Raw genomic sequence first — 17,566 nt, 5'->3', positions numbered from 1 at the left:
CATAACAGGCGAATATTTTAGTGAGGTTATCGGGGAATCAACTCATTTCCACCTTCATGTGGTGATTTATTCTGGGGTTTACACTCCGTTTATGCAAATCGGCAAATCAGAACATACTCGTCCTCTATAGTAGTAAAAAATCTATAGAGTATTGGAGTGACAATCACTTGAATTCAACAGGCAAAACAATCCTTTCTCTGCTGATTGCCGCAGAACTGGCAGTGGGCCCGGCGTGGAACGCAGGTCCGGCAACAGCTGCAGCAGCACCCGGGTCCGGCACTCCGTATACCGCTGGCGGCGTTTATGATGTAACCGTTCCCCATATTGTCGTGAACCAGATATATGGCGGCGGGGATGTCGAAACAACGGGAGGGTACTTCTCCAAGGGCTATATCGAACTTTATAATCCTACGGATTCCGCTGTGGATTTGAGCGGCTGGTCCGTGCAATACTCAGATCCAACCATGAACGATGCCTGGAGCAAGCTGGAGCTGACCGGCACGATCAACGCGCATTCTTCTTATCTGATTACAGACGGCAAAGTGAACCCCGACTATAAAAGCGATATCAGCGGCAAAGGCGATCAGGTATGGAGTGATATCCTCTTTTACAATAAAGGAATGAAGGTGGTGCTGCTGAACAGTACCACGCTACTGGAAACGGTAAATCCGTTCCTGAATAAACCGGATTCCTACGTGGATATGATCGGCACGGCCGGCAATGACAACGGTTCAACCATCGACGGCTATGAAAGCGATTATCCAACCGGCAAATCCGGCGGCACCTCGAAGCAGAAATCGGTGCGGCGCAGCGATTTTGCCGATACGGACAACAATAAAACGGATCTTAAACAGATCAGCTTCGATTCACTGGATGCGGGAACGCTGAATCGGATGAAGCCGCATAGCAGTGCCGATGGAGCATGGGGCGTGGCTGTTCAGCCTCTTGGCCTGGCGGAACAGTCTCTGCCTGCCGCCACGGCTGGGTCCCCGTATTCGGTGACACTGTCCGTATATGGCGGGACGTTGCCTTATACCTTTGAGGCGGCGGGGCTGCCCGAAGGTCTGAGCCTGGACGTTGCAACCGGCAAAATCAGCGGAACTCCGGTGACGTCAGGTCCGGCAACGGTCAGCGTCTCGGTGTACGACAGCAGTGTTCCTGCTATGAAGGCGGAAGGGAGCCTTCCGCTGACGGTGGATAAACCGGCGGGAGAGCCAACGGCGGATGTTATCAGCATTACAAAGCTTGGCGGATATTCCGTCGGGGTTACTAATGAAGACGGCGGTGTGGCTGAGATTATCAAGTATAACCGTGATAACGGAAAGTTCTATCTGGTCAACGGTTCGACGCATCCTGCGACAGTAGATATCGTAAATCTGAAGGACGGCATCCATCTGGAAAAGGAAAAGAGCATCAACGTGGAGCAGCTGGCGGAAACCGGAGGCTTCAGCTATGGCGATCTGACCAGTGTGGACATCAACTCGGCAACGAAGCGGATTGCTGTAGCCGTACAGGAAGCGGATGCCATGAAGAACGGCAAAATTCTTGTGCTGGATTATGACGGTAAGCTGCTGGATACCTATGAGGCTGGAGTCCAGCCCGATATGATCAAATTCACCGGGGATGGCCGCTTTATTCTTACGGCTGACGAGGCCGAGCCCCGCACACTGGAGGGAGACCCGGAAGGCAGTGTGACGATCATTGACACGACTGCGAAATCAGCGGATTACGTCAAGTTCGACAACCCTGAGCGGATCGACGATCTCGTGCATATCCGCGGGGCGGTTGATCCGGCAACGAAGCTGATTACAGGGAAGGGTACAAAGGAAGAGGCAGTCCGTGATCTGGAGCCGGAATTTATCGAGCTGTCCGAAGATCAGAAGACCGCTTATATTACCCTTCAGGAGAACAATGCAGTAGCTGCAGTTGATATTGCTTCCCGCAAGCTGCTGTGGGTCAAGGGGCTTGGATTTAAGGATTTGAGCGATCCGCTAAATGGACTTGACCTCGTGAAGGACAGCAAGAGCAGGCTGGAAAATGTACCGTTCTACGGCGTTTATATGCCAGATGGGATCAGCCAGTATACCGTAAACGGCAAGACCTACTTGTTCACGGCCAATGAGGGCGATGCCACGGAATGGGACGGTAAGGAAAATGCCAGCACGATCGGCAAAATGAAGGGGGCACTAGAACCTGACTCTGCGGCTGCACTGTTTCTGAACGGAAATACGAAATATGACGGTGTAGAGGTCATGACGGATATGGGTCATGACGGCATGTACCTGTACGGGGGCCGTTCCTTCTCGGTATGGGATGCTGATAAGCTGAAGCAGGTGTATGACAGTGGCAGTGATTTTGAGCGGATTACAGCGGAGCGGCTGCCTGATTACTTCAATGCAAGCAACAGCAATACAACGCTGGACAGCCGCAGCACCAAAAAAGGACCGGAGCCTGAATATGTTAAAGTAGGTAAGGTGGGGCAAAAAGCGCTGGCCTTCATCGGCCTGGAGCGCATTGGCGGCCTGATGACTTACGATGTCAGTAATCCTGAGCAGCCGCAGTTTCTCAACTATATTAATTCCCGTGAATTCACGCCGAAAAATAATATCGCTACGGACACCGGGCCGGAAGGCATCGAGTTCATTCCGGCAACGGACAGTCCGACCGGACTTCCGCTGGTGCTGGTAGCCAATGAGGTAGGGGGCACTGTAGCGGTTTATCAATTAAACGTTACAAAGGTTACGCTGGACCAGAAGTCACTCTCTCTAAAAGCCGGAGGGACAGCGGCAACGCTCAAAGCTGAGGTTAAGCCTGCGGCTGGAACACCGGAGAAATCACTGCTTAGCTGGAGCTCCTCTAATCCTGCAGTGGCCGCAGTGGATCAGAAGGGGACGGTAACTCCGCTGGCAGCGGGAACGGTGACCGTTTCCGTATACAGTGCGGATGGATATGGCGTAGCCGAATCGCTGGTGACTGTAGCGGCGGCTGATCCGGTTATTACGAATCCGGGTACAGGAGGCTCCGTGGGGCAGACTCCGGCAGTTGCAGCTCAATCCCCGGCGGTAACTGTTGAAGGCTCCAAGGTTGTTCTTGAACTCAAGGCCGCAGCAGGTGCGGATGGAGCGGCAACTCTGTCCGTTACTGCCGAAGCCGTGGCAGCAGCGCTGGAATCCTTGAAAACTTCTGCCGGCAAAGAGCTGGTCTTCCGCGTTGCTGCAACAAGCAGTGCGGCCAAAGCCGTAACCTTGGAGGTTCCTGCCACAGTCTGGGCTGCGATTTCCGGCAGCGTTGTGCAGAGTGTGACATTCGCAGCCGGTCAGGGAACCGTCTCGCTTGACCGCACTTCGGTAATTGCAGTGAACGCTGCGGCAAACGGTGAACCGGTGAAACTATCTATTACGGGAACCGATCTTGGCAGTGTCATGGGCAATCCCGCTGGAGGTATAAGCGAAGCCGCGCGGAGCAGAATCGGCAGCCGTCCGGTTATCAACCTTACAGTGCAAACCGGTAGCCGTACCCTTTCCAGCTTTGGGGAAGGGAAAGCGTTGGTGAGCATCCCGTATTCACTGTCATCTGCGGAGGATGCCAATGCGGTAGTGGCCTACAATGTTACGGCGGCAGGCGAGCTGGTTGTGCTTCCTGGCAGCCGCTATAATGCGGTGACCGGCCAGTTGACCTTCCGTACCGCTCATTTCTCTGCTTATGCAGTTGGTTACAGCAACCCGGGCTTTACCGATACTGCTGCCAGCTTTGCCAAAGACTCTATCACGTATCTGGCGGCACGCGGCATTATTTCCGGAATCAACGAAAGCCAGTTTGGGTTGAAGAGCAACCTGAGCCGTGGAGACGCAGCCCTGCTATTGGCCCGTCTGGCCGGAGCGGAGCTGAACACGGCAGTGTCCGGCAGCTTCACAGATGTGAAGGCGGATGACTATTATGCAGCGGCAATCGCTTGGGCGAACGTTAGCGGAATCGTAAACGGCACCGGAGACGGGAAGTTTGCGCCCAAGGCGAAGGTTACACGCGAACAGCTCGCAGTTATGATTATCCGTCTGGCGGATGAGCGGAACTGGACTCTGCCCGTGAGCGGCGGCACTGCCGTATTCGCAGATCGGCAGTCCATTAGTTCTTTTGCGCTGGAAGCTGCTGCAGCTGTCCAGCAGGCGGGGATCATTTCGGGCAAAACCGCCCCGGATGGCGGTGTTAACTTTGCGCCGCAGGCTGCAGCTACGCGCGAGGAAACCGCGCAGATGCTGGCTGCCCTGCTCAAGCTTGCCGACTGAAATCGGCAACGGATTTCTTTAACACCCCTGGCGCTTCCTGAGCGTCAGGGGTTTTTGGTGAGCAGGGCAAGAAAAATAGGCCAACCAGAGGTTTCTGGCTGACCTAATAATACGAAAAGGAGCCCCTTTCGGAGCTCCACCCTTGACTAAATTTAAATCTCCTTACGAGCTAATACCGGAATCCCAGATCGGTTCGGCGAACTGATTCTTGAGATTGCTGCTGCAATCCTTGCCGGTATCATAAGACCGGTTGCCGAGCACCCGCTTGAACTGTTCCAGCGCGCGGGCTGCTTCTGCGGGCACCTTGCTGTTCAGCCAATCGGCCAAGGCCTGCAGCACACTCCGCCCTTCCGCCAGCGCCTGTTCCCAGAGCTCCCAGACACTTTCCGTCCGGACCTCGGAGTACAGCGCGGAATGCCGCCATTCGGCATGCTTTTCGTTTAAATAATCCAACTGCTCGTCTCTTGGGGAAAGCGGCTGGTAGAAATGGTGGCGCGCTTTTCCCCTTAGCAGCGACTTCTTCCAGCCTTTGGGATCATATAAGCATTTATGGGCCAGAACCATATCCAGGTACGCCTCCTGCCAGATCTCATCCGGGAGGCCCTTTGTTTCGGGATACCAGGCCGCTGCGGTTTCATGAAGGAGAGTGTGAACGGTATGGGGGAGCCGCGAGCCGACGTGAATTTTTTTCCAAGCTGCAATCCGCCAGGTATCGATTTGCTTCAGCCGTTGCATAAACACGGTATCGAGGACGATCTCAAACCGCTGATGGTTGCGGTGCTTGTAGCCCGCTTTCCAGTTAATGTAGGGATGAAGATTGCGGTCCAGCAGATGATGCGTCAGAAATCCAAGGAAGTATTGCTGTGTTTCTGCAAGGTCAGGAGGAGGGAGGCTGCGGATTTTTTGCCAGAGCTCCAGCAGCACCGGACCGCAGTGTACAGAGTGCATAAGGTCGCCCAGCCGGAGGGCACCGGTATCTTTTTTCCACGGCAGAAAGCTGTGGTATAGAAGTAAATCAGGTCCTTGGCAGCCAAGCTGGTACAATTCAGGCCGCTCCTTCAGCCCGCCCAGAAAAGGAAACTGATCCGCAAATTGTTCCGCCAGCACCTGCCCATACTCTAAATGCATCCAAATATTAGGCATCGCTCCACCCCTTTTACGCTTAGATAGCTCCATCTTAAACTCTTCATGTTAACAGAGATTGCATTCTGCTTCTTTGGATTGTAATCCTTGGGGTATCCTTGGCAGATGTGTTTGAACTTGCGCTTAATTCTAAGGTACTCTTGTATAGCTCCAATATCAACTCTGCAAAGTGTGGCAATTGTGCAAACGCGCTGGAGTCCGGGGTTCCCGCAACTAGAGGCATCCTCCGGTAATTCGTGTTATAATCGAGCGGAATACACTCAAATAATTACCGAGGTGATGAGAAGAATGGGATTTCAGGCAGGCCAGCTTTTTGTTAATTTGCCGGTAGACAATCTGCAGAATTCGATTAACTTTTTTACCGCTTTAGGTTTTGAGTTCAACCCGCAGTATACTGATGAGAACGCAACCTGTATGATCATCAACGGCAACACCTTTGCGATGCTGCTGGTCAAGGAGTTTTTCAACACCTTCACCTCCAAAAAGATCATCGACACATCCGGTCAGACAGAAGTAATTCTGGCCATTTCTGCCTCCAGCAAAACCGAGGTGGACGAGCTGGTGCAGAAGGCGCTGGCCGCAGGCGGGAAGCCTTTTAACAATCCGGTAGATCACGGCTTTATGTACAACTGGAGCTTCCAGGATATTGACGGGCATCTGTGGGAAGTCATGTATATGGAAGAAAGTGCCCAATAAGCGGACGAATCAGAATAAGTAATGGGTCAAGAACAAGCTTCCGGAGAATTCCGGGGGCTTGTTTTGCTTTTAAAATATAAGAAGTTTGAACAGCAGTACTCGGACCCCAGCGCCCTTATTTTGTCAAAAAAAGCTTTATCGCTGACGTTGCGGACTCCAGAGAACTAATTCGCCCTAAAAACGCTCCAACTACGATGATTTAGTGAAATAACGTCATTCCGGTCCGGATGGAAGCTTTGGCGGCTCTTTGGGAGGGAATAACGTCCATGAGGTCCGTAAGCAGGTTGAAATAGCTGGGAGCATAGCGACCGGACGTTCAGCGGATATGGGGACATGGGGGGATTTTGAGCACACAGTGCAGGTTTTGTTAACATTTTCGCAACATATTCTTTACGATCCGCATACAAAACCTTGGAGAGTATTTAATATCCAGCTCCTATAATGACCTTATTAGTAAAATATACCTATAGTACGCGTGATACGAAGGGATGATATGCTTGAAAAGAAGCTTGCTGCACCTATCTATGAAATGGAAGCTGATTCTGGTATTCTCTGCGATAACTTTCATCTTCCTGGGGGTGGCTCTGTACCAGGGACACAAGATTAATCAGGTGGAGCTCTCTATGGAACGGCAGAAGACGGAGATGGAAAAAAGAATCACCGTTCAAACGATCACGCAGCTTTTGCAGGAATTGGACGGTCTGGAAAGTTCGCTGGCTGAGTCCAGTGATGTGGAGCTTGCCGCACCTTTTAAGGACAAGCAGCAGCGGCTCACCGATGAGATTGCTAGTATGGATTTTGAACAGGAGACACCTGCGTACGCAGAGCTGCAGCTGCTCCGGACCCGGGCCGGAGAATATGCCGGATTATTCGGGGAACTGGTCAAGACGATGGAGGATGAGAGCCTTGATCCACTGACGGTGCTGGAACAAATCGACGCCCTGCATATGAAGGCAACGGCTGTAAATCAATCGATGCTGGAGACCAACGGGAAGCTGTATGACGCTGCCGCGGGGAACGCCGAGAGGGCACAGGATCATTCTTTTGCACTGCTGGATCAAACGGTATCCATTGTGCTTTACGCCGCAGGTGGAGTTTTCCTGTTTACACTAGTGCTGGCCTGGCTGCTGATTCGCTCATTCTTGAGACCGGTGCGCAGGCTCCAGGATGCGTTGCGGCAAATTGCCGATGGCGATTTACGGCAGCAGATCAACTCTCCTTATAATGATGAACTGGGACGTTTGAGCTATCATTTTGACCATATGGTTACCCGGGTCCGGGAGATGCTGCGGCAGACCCTGACCGTTGCTTCTTCACTGGCGGATTATTCGCATTCCTTCCAGCAATCCTCATCCATTACCGCGGATACCAATCAGGATATTGTCAGAACGATACAGGAAATCTCCGTGGGCGCGGATCAGCAAGCCGTTCAGTCCGAGCAAAGTGCAGTCCTGCTGCAAGAGCTGGAGCGGGAAGTGGATGAGATTACAGATCATACCGATGCCATGCTCACGACAAGTGAAACGGCCAATCACAATACCCGCAGAGGGTCTGAGACGGTTACCGCACTGCAGCAGATTTCCCGGCATTCCCGTGATTCCATCGGCAGGGTGTATCAAGCGCTGGAGAAGCTGGTGGAGCAATCCCAGGATATTACCCGGATCACGAATTCCATTACCGAAATTTCCAAGCAGACAAATATCCTCTCGCTGAATGCTGCGATTGAGGCTGCGCGGGCCGGAGCTTCCGGCAAGGGGTTTGCCGTTATTGCGGACGAAGTCCGGCATTTATCGGTCCAGACCAAAGATTCCTCCATACATATCAGCGAGATCATTCATGAGCTTCAGAACAGTATGACCGACTTTCAGGGCTACATGCTGGAGACGAAAAAAAGCCTCGAGCAGCAGGATCATCAGGTAGCGGAAACCCTTGCATCTTTCGAGGCGATTGACGGATCGATTACCGGAATCAGCAGACAAATTGGACAAATTCATCATAAGGTGGAGCTGACCCGGAAGATTAATTCCCGGCTTGCCGTATCCATTCACTCTGTAGCATCCGTAGCCGAGCAGACAGCTGCGGGCGTTCAGGAGGTCAATGCTTCCAGCACGCAGCAGGACAAGGCGATCCGCGATATTGCCCGGCAGGCAGTGGAAATTAACGAAATTTCGCAGCGGCTGTTCACGGAAATTAATATTTTCAAAATAGAAGAGGAGACCGGGGACGTTTCGCCATCCGGTCAGCTGCTGGTATTGGAAGAACACTGGAATGAACTCAACGAACCAACGGAAAAATTACTCGCGATTGCCGAGTGAAGCATTGAGCTGGATCACCAGCTCCGGAAACCAGTCACTGAGTGCAAGGAATGGAAAGCCCGCCGAGCGGGCTCTTGTTGTATCCATATGCCAGGACTCGGTAATGCCGAAGGGAGACATATCCTCATCTGCAGTTTCGGCTTCAATCACCGCCTGCTTACCCGTGGCTGCTTCAATGATGGTGAGGATCTCCCCAATGGTAAGAGTCCCGTCCGAGCATGCATTTACCGGTCCGGTCAGTTGGGAGAAGCCAAGCCAATACAAGAAGTCCGCCGCCTCATCCGAACGGATGAAGGAGATGGCCGCCTGGGTATTCGGGATGCCGAGCGGCCGGCCTTCGCGGACATGCTCGATGTGAAAATGCAGCCTCCGCGTATAATCATCCGTGCCCAGCACCATGGGTATGCGCACGGTAGCCACGGGGAATGCGTCCTGCTTCAGCAGAACCGTTTCGGCCAGTCTTTTGCCCTCCTGATAGTTGAAGTCCTCCTTCGCACCTAATCGCAAGGGGTATACTTCAGGGTCGAAGTCAGCTTCAGTCAAAGCTTCCGGCCTTGGATCATAAACCGACAAGCTTGAGGTGAGGATGTACCGTTTAACGGTGCCGGCAAAAATACGGCCTGCAGCATCAGCCTCATCCGGTGAAAAGCAGATATTGTCATAGACCACATCCCAAGGGGTATCCCCGACGGCTTCGGCAAGCGCTTTGGCGTCCGTACGGTCCACATTCAGCCTGGAGACCTGTTCCCCGAAGTCGTCTTCCGCCCGGCCTCTGGTCAGAATCGTTACCTTGCTGTCTCCCTCCCTGAGCAGCCGTTCCACCAGCCGTTTGCCAAAAAATCGGGTTCCCCCAAGCACAAGTATGTTCCTCATTCAATACACTCCTTTATAAATTGAAATAGCTGACCCACCTGAAGCCTTGGGTTAGGCGGCCATCCGCAGCCCGGCATTAGTGCTGCTGCTGCGGCTAGCGGTTGAACGGCTGCTGCTGGCAAAGTGCAGCGCCTGCACGGTACCTGTGCTTACAGCCATCGTAAGTTCTGCTGAATGTTCCTGGCGGAGAAGCTCCAGCATGACAGGGATTTGACCCTGCTCATAAGCATCGGCCAGCGCCGACAAGAGTTGCCGGTAATCGGTATCCAGCGGAACCGCAGGCCCGCCGTCCGCCGACAGATCCTCTCTAACGGCTGTGAGTGCCTGCCGTGCCCGGTGCAGCGCCGACTTCACCGCACCTTCGGTTGTTTCCAGTTGTTCCGCCGTTTCATCCGCAGAATAGCCCAGCACATCCCGCATCAGAAAGGCCGTCCGCTGCAGCGGAGACAGGTGTTTCATTAGGGCCTGAAAGGCCATTTCAATTTCGGAGATCGTTCCGCCCGTAAACGGCTCTGCCTGTGAATGCCCGCGTTCCAGTGCGCGGCTCAGGGAAGCCCGTCGCCGTGCAGCATCAATCCATGTATTTTTGGCGATCCGCAGCAGCAGGGCTTCTGGATTCGGATTGGCCGGAAATTTACCGTATCCCAGCGCCTTGGCCCAGGTCTCCTGAGCCAAATCCTCGGCTTCAAGACTGGACCGGGTAAGTGTCAGGCAATAGCGGTTCAGGACTGCTCCAAGCGACTGCAGACTTTTCTCACCGGTATGGTTAACGGTATTGTACTCTTCAAGGGTCATCACGCTTACGCATCTCCTTCTGGCTATCCCATTTATTTTGTTCCCTCTATTATATAAACGAATAGCTCATCATAAAAGATACGCATCATCCGTAAATTTAAAAATTCTGTATGTGCCGTATCCTTTGCCCGCCATGATCCGTTTACAGGGTATAAAGTTAAGGCACATTACAGGAGGTATATAAGAATGAGTATTATTCCCTATGTGATTGAACAAACGAGCAGGGGCGAGCGCTCTTACGACATTTATTCCCGGCTGCTGAAAGACCGGATTGTATTCGTGGGTGCGGCCATTGACGATCAGCTGGCTAACAGCATCATTGCCCAGCTGTTGTTTCTGGCGGCGGATGAGCCGGATAAGGATATTCAGATGTTCATTAACAGCCCGGGCGGCTCAACTACCGCAGGGTTCGGAATTTATGATACGATGCAGGTAATCAAACCGCAGATAAATACGATCTGTACCGGTTTTGCGGCTTCTTTCGCTTCGCTGCTGCTGCTCTCCGGGGCTACAGGCAAACGGTTCGCCCTGCCGAACAGCGAGATTATGATCCACCAGCCGCATGGCGGCGCACAAGGCCAGGCTAGTGATATCGCAATCAGTGCCAAGCGTATTCTGCAGATCCGGGAGAAGGTTGTGCGGATCACTGCGGAGCGCACCGGACAACCGGTGGAGAAGGTCGAAAAGGATATGGACCGGGATTATTTCCTGTCGTCCGAAGAGGCGCTGGAATACGGGATTATTGACAAAATCATTACCAAACTTTAAGCGAATGGAGCGGATGGGTATGCTGGCAGCATTGCAAGGGCAAGAGGTCACCGTTAATTTTCTGGATGGTTCCAGTGTCAGAGGCGGTGTTCTGGAAGAGATCGACGAGCGGTTCGTGAAATACCGTACGGAATATCAGGTACTGTACATTCCGATCAGCTCTATCCGTGCCGTAGCCGTGGAAACGAAGGAGCGGGAGCGTCCCCGCGTCGGATTCGGGCAGTAAGACCGTAATGTTCCGCTGTAACCGGAAGATCCCCGAAGCCCCTAACAAGGGGTTCGGGGATTTTTTGCTTCTAATGAAGTATTCTCGTCATTGCCATTGAGAACGATTATCAATTATACTTGTTTGTAATAGAGTAATATAAAAGTTCTGTAATGGTGGTGTTATATAACAATGGACCTAAAAGTAATGGAACCAGAAGTAACTTCTCCCGCTGAAAAGGATGCTGAGACTCTGCCGGACTGGGATCAGTTGTCCTTCAGACTGTTGTCGGTTCAGGCACTGAGGGGAGACGGGGAGGTTCGGCTGCCCCAGCAGCTGAATTTCTGCTATGCGCTGATTCTGGTGGCAGGCGGAGCAGTCCGGATTCATGTGGATCACCGCCAGGTGGAGCTGTCCGCAGGTTCAGTCTGTCTATGCCTGCCGGAGCAAACGATCGGAACGGCCAAACCGGCCGCCAGCCTGGATATGCATATTTTTTATTTTGAAGTCTATCATTACGGCAAGCCGGAGAACGTTCGTGACCATGCAATCCATGACGCACTTCTGTTTCCGCCGGATACCATACTGCCGCACTTTCCAGCTAAGCAAATCTCTTCCGTCTGCAGTGAAGTTTTTCGGATATCCGGGGCTGGACAACAGAACATCAGCTTTCGCGCGCAAATAGATTTTCAGGAGCTGCTGTATGTGATTCGTATGAGCTGCCGGCAGAAGCCCAGAGATACGGGAAGGGCGCTGGAGCAGGCCAAGCAGTACATAGAGGATCACTTCACGGAGCCGCTGACGACTCAGGAGCTGGCGCAAACCGCCGAGCTCAGCCCTAAGTATTTTGTGGACCTGTTTAAGCGGAAATACGGCAAAAGTGCAGTGGAATACGCCGCCGAACTGCGGCTGCAGCAGGCGAAACGACTGATGGCGGAGAGTGGACTGAAGCTGCGGGATATCGCCCACCGGGTGGGGTATGCCGATGAGTTCTATTTCAGCCGGAAATTCAAAAAGATGATCGGTGTGCCGCCTGCAGTTTATATGAAAAGCCGTCACCGGAAGCTGGTTGCTTATACTCCGGCGGTGCTGGGACAATTGCTGCCGCTGAACCTGACTCCCTACGCGGCAGCGCTGCATCCGAAATGGACGGAATATTATTATTTGAACTACCGCGGGGATATTCCCGTGCATATCAGCGCGTACCGCAACAATCAGGAATGGCAGGCTAACATTGATCTGCTGAGCCAGCATCCGGCTGACCTGATCATCGCCCGGGATGAGCTGAAGGAGCAGGAGAAAACCGCGCTGGAGAAGATAGCTCCAGTCTATTATAGTCATGGCGGCAGCTGTGGTTGGCGTGGACAGTTTCAGGAACTGGCACAGGTTCTGGGCGAGAGCTGGCAAGGGGAGCAGTGGCTGTCAGCGTATGACCGTGAGGTGCGCAGCGCCAAAGAACTTCTGCACAAAGCGATGGGCGATGAATCTGTTACTGTGATCCGGATGCTTGGCAGCAAGCTGTATTTGTACTGCAATCACGGCATGCTGGACATGCTCTACCGGGAGCTGGAATTAAAGCCGGCCTTTAAGTCCGGCGAAGGTATTTATAACGTGCCGGTTACACTAGAAGAGCTTGCGGCTCTGCCGGCAGATCATTTGTTCATGCTGATCCGCAGAGAGAACGATACGCTGGGCGAGTGGCAGAAGTTGCAGAATCATCCGTTATGGCTGAAGCTTTCTGCGGTTCAGAGACACCGGGTGCATCATATGAGCTCCGATCCCTGGCGTGAGCATTCCGCTTATGCGCAGCTGCGGATGCTCCGGCAGACGCTGCAGCTGCTTGCAGCCAATCGTCCATAAATGTTCCGCCTTTTGTCCATGGTACGGCAGCAGACCCTTCGTTATAATCGAAAATGATAATCATTATCACTTGTTGTGATATAGATTGGACATTTTACAGAGTGGAAGGGGATTTATAGAAAGATGAAAAGATCATTTGGGATAGCAGGACTGATAGCATTATTTATACTCGTACTTACAGCGTGCGGAGGCAACGGCAACAATACGCCGGCAAATGGGGCCGCAAATGCTGCGGAAACCGCAACAGCAGCTCCGGCGGCTACGGCAGAGGCAACGGCAGAAGCCTCACCGGCAGCAGCTGAAGCAGGCACGCGCACGATTGAATATTTAGGGGAGCAATATACGGTACCCGCATCAGCAGAACGGATTGTTATTACCGGAGCTATGGAAGCCATGGAGGATGCGCTGGTGCTGGATGTGCATCCAGTCGGCGCAATTACGTTCAGCGGTGAATTTCCGGAACGCTTCGCTGCCATTACGGACAAGGCTGAATCGATCGGGGAGAAAACCGAGCCGAACTTCGAGACCATCCTGAAGCTGAAGCCGGATGTGATCCTCGGGACTACGAAGTTCAAGCCTGAAGTAGTAGAGCAACTGAAGAAAATCGCTCCGCTTATTCAAGTCTCGCATATCGCCAGCAACTGGGAAGCGAACCTGAATCTGATGGCAGAGCTGACTGGCAAGCAGGAGCAGGCTGCGGCGGAAATCGCAAAATATCAGGCAGCACTGGAAAGTGCAAAGGCAGAGCTTGGTGAGAAGCTGAAGGAACAGAAGGTAGTGGCAGTACGTATCCGTGCAGGACAAATGTTTATTTTCCCTGCGGCGGTGTTTGTTAACCCTATCTTGTATAACGATCTTGGCCTGAGTGTTCCGGCAGAGGTAGAAGCAGCGAAAGCACAGGAAGGCATTTCGGTCGAGCAGCTGGCGTCAATGAATCCGGATATCCTGTTTATCCAATTTGCTGCTGATGAGAATGCCGAGACTGCAACAGCGCTGGAAGACCTGCAAAGTAATCCGATTATCCAAAAAATTAATGCGATGAAAAATAACAAGACCTTCGTCAATGTAATTGATCCGTTGTCCGAAGGCGGACCGGCATGGAGCCGCATACAATTCCTGCAGGCTGCAGTGGAGCAGTTGAACAAGTAATCTGAGATTGTACAAAAGAGTGGGATGATATGAAATTATCTGCCGGACTAAAGACGACCTCCCTGCTGATGCTGGGGGTCGTCCTCATTATACTCGTCGGTGTCTTGTCGGTGCTCTATGGCACTAAATCCATCAGCTATAGCACGGTATGGAATTCGCTGTTTCATCTGGACGGGGACAATATTGATCATCTGATTATCCGGACCTCGCGGATTCCGCGGGTGGCCGGGGCGCTGCTGATCGGCGCGTTCCTGGCCGTATCCGGGGCCTTAATGCAGGGGATGACGCGGAATTACCTGGCCTCTCCTTCAATTATGGGGATTAGCGACGGATCTGTATTTGCCATTACGCTATGTATGGTGTTCCTGCCCGGCGCTTCATCCATGACGATGATTCTCTATTCACTGGCAGGCTCGATGCTGGGGGCAGCTTTGGTCTTCGGTACGGCCAAGCTGCTGCCCGGCGGGGCCTCGCCCTTGTCACTGGCCGTCCTGGGTACTATTATCGGCACCTTTCTTGGAGGGGTGTCGCAGGCGCTTGCTACCTATTTTCAAATTTCGCAAAATATCAGCTTCTGGTACAATGCCCGGCTGCATATGATGGACCCGGCGTTAATCAAGCTGGCAATTCCGTTTGCCGTGGTCGGCTTGGCTCTGGGCCTGATGATGGCCCGTTCCGTGACGATGCTCTCGCTTGGTGATGAGACCGCTGCAGGCCTCGGCCTTAAGGTCACAGTGGTAAAAGGCTTGACGATGCTGAGTGTCGTCATTCTGACGGGAATCTCAGTAGCCATTGCCGGGAAAATAGCCTTTGTCGGCCTCATAATCCCGCATATTACGCGTTATCTGATCGGTCAGGACTACCGCAAGATCATTCCTTTTTCCGCTTTTTTGGGCGCGCTGTTCCTGGCTGCATGCGATCTCATCAGCAGGTTCGTGAATTTTCCGTTTGAAACGCCGATCGGTGTAGTCACCGCTTTGTTTGGGGTTCCCTTTTTCCTCTATTTAATTAAGACAAGAGGGGGTGGCCAGACTTGAGCAAGTCCTATCTTTCACCGAAACCAAAGCGGCTTGCTTTCTGGTCCTTGTTTCTGATCATGTGTGCACTCACGCTGTGTTTCATGTACATTAGCCTGACCAACGGAACCTTCGACCTTTCAGCGAAGGATGTGCTTCGCACTTTACTGCGGATTAATCCCGCCGCAGATCATGACCTCGTTATCTTTGATTTTCGTCTGCCGCGCATTGTACTTGGCGCACTTGTCGGATTCGGGCTGGGAATCGCCGGTGCTGTGCTGCAGGGCATCACCCGCAACTCTCTTGCGGATCCCGGAATTCTCGGTATTCATGCTGCTGCAGGAGCTTTTGTCGTATTGTACATGTTCTTTGCAGCAGGGACGATGAAGACCCCGGACTGGTTTGCGGTCCTGTCCATGCCGATGTTCGGATTTGTGGGCGGGCTGGTTGCCGTCATTCTGCTCTATATCTTCGCCAGGCAGAACGGTGAGTTTAATCCGCAGCAGCTGATTCTTGTGGGCATCGCGCTTGCATCCGGCTTTGGGGCAATTACCCTGTTTGTCTCACTCAAAATGGACCCGCAAAACTTTGAGATGGCCGCCGTCTGGCTGGCTGGCAGTGTGTACAGCGCGAACTGGAGACAGGTGCTTTCGACCCTGCCCTGGCTGGTGATATTAATTCCAGTGATCTGGAGACGCGCAGCTGTTCTTGATTTAATGCAGCTGCATGAAGTCAGTGTAAAGGGATTAGGTGTCGCTATAGGCAGAGAAAGGCAGATCCTGCTGCTCTGCTGTGTCGGTCTGGTCAGCGCCTGTATCTCCGTGTCCGGCAGCATCGGGTTTGTTGGCCTGATCGCACCGCATATCGCCAGAAGACTGATCGGCAACAGCTATAAGTATATCGTCCCCTTATGCGGCATGATTGGGATGCTGATGGTGGTTATCGGTGATTTTATCGGCAAAACGGTGTTCGCTCCGGCTCAACTGCCGGTAGGCATTGTCATCTCTATCATCGGTGTGCCGTATTTCATTTTTCTTTTGTTCAAGACACGCACGAAATAGGTGCGCTTGAAGGAGGTTAACATCATGGAAGGAACCTATAGACAGGAAGAGATTGGCGGCCGCAGGCTGACTCTCTATACTCCGATGTCCTATGGGGAAGAGGGCAGACGGTTTCCGGTTGTTTATCTGCAGGATGATGGCGAAGTGATGGAGCATTCGCTGAATTACCTGGAGCACTTGTTTATAACCAAAGCGCTGCCGGAACTGATTTTTGTCGGCATTACCCCGCATGACCGGAATCATGAATACACTCCATGGCCGTCGCCGGCCCTGATGCCGGACAGACCGGATTTTGGCGGTGGCGGCGGAGAATATTTGAAGGAACTTGTCGGGAGGATCAAGCCGTATGTAGACAGCAGCTATCATACTTTGCCAGGAACAGAGCATACGGGCCTGCTTGGCTGCTCCTTCGGGGGACTGATCTCGCTTTATGGATCTTACCTTTATCCTGATGTGTTTGGCAGGATCGGGCTGATCTCCGCATCGTTCTGGTATGAAGGTATCTTGAATTACATACGGGGACAGAGCAGGACGATGCCGGAACAGCGGATCTATATGTATGTCGGAGAGCTGGAGGGACTGTACAAGACAAACTTGCAAAAGCAAATGGTCCCGCAGTCGCGCCTCGCGCATGAGCTGCTGCTGGAGCAGGGCTTCAGCGACGAGACATTGCGTTTTGAGACCAACCCTATAGGAACACATGACAGTGTGTTTTTCAGCCAGCAGCTTCCGCATGCCCTGCACTGGCTGTTTGGAGCAGAGTATGCCGGGGGCAGCAGAGTCTGATCCTCTGGCGAGTGAATCAATGGCGGAGCAATCATATAAGGGAGTCTTCCGAAAACCGCGCTGGCGGCTAGAGGGAGACTCCATTTTTAGTTGATATGAAGAGAGGATCAACTAGGGACTCTTCGAGGGGAGGAGACCGAGGTTGTCTGCTTTGACACTAAGTATTATTTGTATTACTATATGTAATACAAATAAACCGAAACGGAGAGCTTATATGATTATAACTCTAGATTTCAAAAGCGAACTTCCCATCTATGTCCAGCTGCGCAATGAGATAGTGATCGGTATTGGCAGCGGCGGACTGGAATGCGGCGAGAAATTGCCGACGGTCAGGCAGATGGCCGCAGACCTTGGTGTAAATGCTATGACCGTAAACAAGGCTTACGCCATTCTGAAGAATGAAGGTTTCATTTCCATAGACCGCAGGCATGGGGCGACCGTCTCGCCAAGCGGAAACGGACAGCCTGAATTCAAAGCCAAACTGGAAAATGAGCTTCGTCTGGTCATCTCTGAAGCAAGTCTGAAGGGAGTCGGGCGGGAGGAGTTCATGCAGCTATGCACAGGGATTTTCTCAACGGTGGCATTTAAACCAGGCACGCTGACGGAATAGGGGAGG

14 protein-coding genes are annotated in these 17,566 nt (G+C 52.6%); 11 read left to right on the top strand and 3 right to left on the bottom strand.

What is annotated here, in order from left to right:
• Nucleotides 1–167 precede the first annotated feature (167 nt).
• Nucleotides 168–4,283: a choice-of-anchor I family protein gene (locus ACAN56_RS11590; protein ID WP_379142871.1), complete on the top strand. Its 4,116-nt coding sequence runs from the start codon at nucleotides 168–170 to the stop codon at nucleotides 4,281–4,283.
• A 162-nt stretch (nucleotides 4,284–4,445) separates the two neighbouring features.
• Here ACAN56_RS11590 and ACAN56_RS11585 read toward each other — a convergent pair whose 3' ends face one another.
• Entirely contained in the window at nucleotides 4,446–5,426 is a 981-nt protein-coding gene (locus tag ACAN56_RS11585) for a zinc dependent phospholipase C family protein (protein WP_038589398.1), read from the bottom strand.
• 288 nt (nucleotides 5,427–5,714) lie between these two features.
• Between ACAN56_RS11585 and ACAN56_RS11580 the strand changes: the two genes are divergently transcribed.
• Complete coding sequence (locus ACAN56_RS11580; protein WP_038589401.1) at nucleotides 5,715–6,122, top strand: VOC family protein; 408 nt, start codon at nucleotides 5,715–5,717, stop codon at nucleotides 6,120–6,122.
• Between the two features lie 497 nt (nucleotides 6,123–6,619).
• Complete coding sequence (locus ACAN56_RS11575) at nucleotides 6,620–8,437, top strand: methyl-accepting chemotaxis protein (RefSeq protein WP_379142868.1); 1,818 nt, start codon at nucleotides 6,620–6,622, stop codon at nucleotides 8,435–8,437.
• On the opposite strand, the gene ACAN56_RS11570 is transcribed toward ACAN56_RS11575, so the two are convergent.
• On the bottom strand, nucleotides 8,417–9,310 hold the full coding sequence (locus ACAN56_RS11570; protein WP_379142866.1) for an NAD-dependent epimerase/dehydratase family protein: 894 nt from the start codon (nucleotides 9,308–9,310) through the stop codon (nucleotides 8,417–8,419). The two genes, ACAN56_RS11575 and ACAN56_RS11570, sit on opposite strands and share 21 nt — an antisense overlap.
• Before the next feature lie 51 nt (nucleotides 9,311–9,361).
• Nucleotides 9,362–10,105, bottom strand: a complete 744-nt coding sequence (locus ACAN56_RS11565) for a sigma-70 family RNA polymerase sigma factor (RefSeq protein WP_379143233.1) — start codon at nucleotides 10,103–10,105, stop codon at nucleotides 9,362–9,364.
• A gap of 186 nt (nucleotides 10,106–10,291) precedes the next feature.
• Between ACAN56_RS11565 and ACAN56_RS11560 the strand changes: the two genes are divergently transcribed.
• The 8 genes from ACAN56_RS11560 (at nucleotide 10,292) to ACAN56_RS11525 (ending at nucleotide 17,560) form a co-directional block, all read left to right on the top strand.
• Nucleotides 10,292–10,873, top strand: a complete 582-nt coding sequence (locus ACAN56_RS11560; RefSeq protein ID WP_038589409.1) for an ATP-dependent Clp protease proteolytic subunit — start codon at nucleotides 10,292–10,294, stop codon at nucleotides 10,871–10,873.
• Between the two features lie 19 nt (nucleotides 10,874–10,892).
• On the top strand, nucleotides 10,893–11,099 hold the full coding sequence (locus ACAN56_RS11555; protein WP_038589412.1) for a hypothetical protein: 207 nt from the start codon (nucleotides 10,893–10,895) through the stop codon (nucleotides 11,097–11,099).
• 171 nt (nucleotides 11,100–11,270) lie between these two features.
• Complete coding sequence (locus ACAN56_RS11550; RefSeq protein WP_379142863.1) at nucleotides 11,271–12,938, top strand: AraC family transcriptional regulator; 1,668 nt, start codon at nucleotides 11,271–11,273, stop codon at nucleotides 12,936–12,938.
• A gap of 123 nt (nucleotides 12,939–13,061) precedes the next feature.
• A complete protein-coding gene (locus ACAN56_RS11545; protein ID WP_379142861.1) occupies nucleotides 13,062–14,087 on the top strand; it encodes an ABC transporter substrate-binding protein in 1,026 nt (341 codons plus the stop codon).
• A gap of 68 nt (nucleotides 14,088–14,155) precedes the next feature.
• Nucleotides 14,156–15,124 carry a FecCD family ABC transporter permease gene (locus ACAN56_RS11540; RefSeq protein WP_379143231.1) on the top strand — a complete coding sequence of 323 codons (969 nt, stop codon included), beginning with the start codon at nucleotides 14,156–14,158 and terminating at the stop codon, nucleotides 15,122–15,124.
• A 59-nt stretch (nucleotides 15,125–15,183) separates the two neighbouring features.
• Nucleotides 15,184–16,164: a FecCD family ABC transporter permease gene (locus tag ACAN56_RS11535; protein WP_379143229.1), complete on the top strand. Its 981-nt coding sequence runs from the start codon at nucleotides 15,184–15,186 to the stop codon at nucleotides 16,162–16,164.
• 24 nt (nucleotides 16,165–16,188) lie between these two features.
• Entirely contained in the window at nucleotides 16,189–16,950 is a 762-nt protein-coding gene (locus ACAN56_RS11530; protein WP_379142859.1) for an alpha/beta hydrolase, read from the top strand.
• Nucleotides 16,951–17,164: 214 nt separating this feature from the next.
• On the top strand, nucleotides 17,165–17,560 hold the full coding sequence (locus ACAN56_RS11525; protein ID WP_038589421.1) for a GntR family transcriptional regulator: 396 nt from the start codon (nucleotides 17,165–17,167) through the stop codon (nucleotides 17,558–17,560).
• The last annotated feature ends 6 nt before the right edge of the window (nucleotides 17,561–17,566 follow it).

Source organism: Paenibacillus paludis, assembly GCF_042610515.1.
Taxonomy (GTDB): domain Bacteria; phylum Bacillota; class Bacilli; order Paenibacillales; family Paenibacillaceae; genus Paenibacillus_AQ.
Note: the sequence above shows the minus strand (reverse complement) of the source record. Positions and strands in the feature narration are given on the sequence as shown.

Excerpts from the sequence above, each read along its gene's own strand:
- ACAN56_RS11565 (WP_379143233.1), bottom strand. The coding sequence starts at position 10,105 with ATGACCCTTGAAGAGTACAATACCGTTAACCATACCGGTGAGAAAAGT.
- ACAN56_RS11560 (WP_038589409.1), top strand. The coding sequence starts at position 10,292 with ATGAGTATTATTCCCTATGTGATTGAACAAACGAGCAGGGGCGAGCGC.
- ACAN56_RS11570 (WP_379142866.1), bottom strand. The coding sequence starts at position 9,310 with ATGAGGAACATACTTGTGCTTGGGGGAACCCGATTTTTTGGCAAACGG.
- ACAN56_RS11550 (WP_379142863.1), top strand. The coding sequence starts at position 11,271 with ATGGACCTAAAAGTAATGGAACCAGAAGTAACTTCTCCCGCTGAAAAG.
- ACAN56_RS11530 (WP_379142859.1), top strand. The coding sequence starts at position 16,189 with ATGGAAGGAACCTATAGACAGGAAGAGATTGGCGGCCGCAGGCTGACT.
- ACAN56_RS11555 (WP_038589412.1), top strand. The coding sequence starts at position 10,893 with ATGCTGGCAGCATTGCAAGGGCAAGAGGTCACCGTTAATTTTCTGGAT.
- ACAN56_RS11535 (WP_379143229.1), top strand. The coding sequence starts at position 15,184 with ATGTGTGCACTCACGCTGTGTTTCATGTACATTAGCCTGACCAACGGA.
- ACAN56_RS11540 (WP_379143231.1), top strand. The coding sequence starts at position 14,156 with ATGCTGGGGGTCGTCCTCATTATACTCGTCGGTGTCTTGTCGGTGCTC.
- ACAN56_RS11545 (WP_379142861.1), top strand. The coding sequence starts at position 13,062 with ATGAAAAGATCATTTGGGATAGCAGGACTGATAGCATTATTTATACTC.
- ACAN56_RS11580 (WP_038589401.1), top strand. The coding sequence starts at position 5,715 with ATGGGATTTCAGGCAGGCCAGCTTTTTGTTAATTTGCCGGTAGACAAT.
- ACAN56_RS11525 (WP_038589421.1), top strand. The coding sequence starts at position 17,165 with ATGATTATAACTCTAGATTTCAAAAGCGAACTTCCCATCTATGTCCAG.
- ACAN56_RS11585 (WP_038589398.1), bottom strand. The coding sequence starts at position 5,426 with ATGCCTAATATTTGGATGCATTTAGAGTATGGGCAGGTGCTGGCGGAA.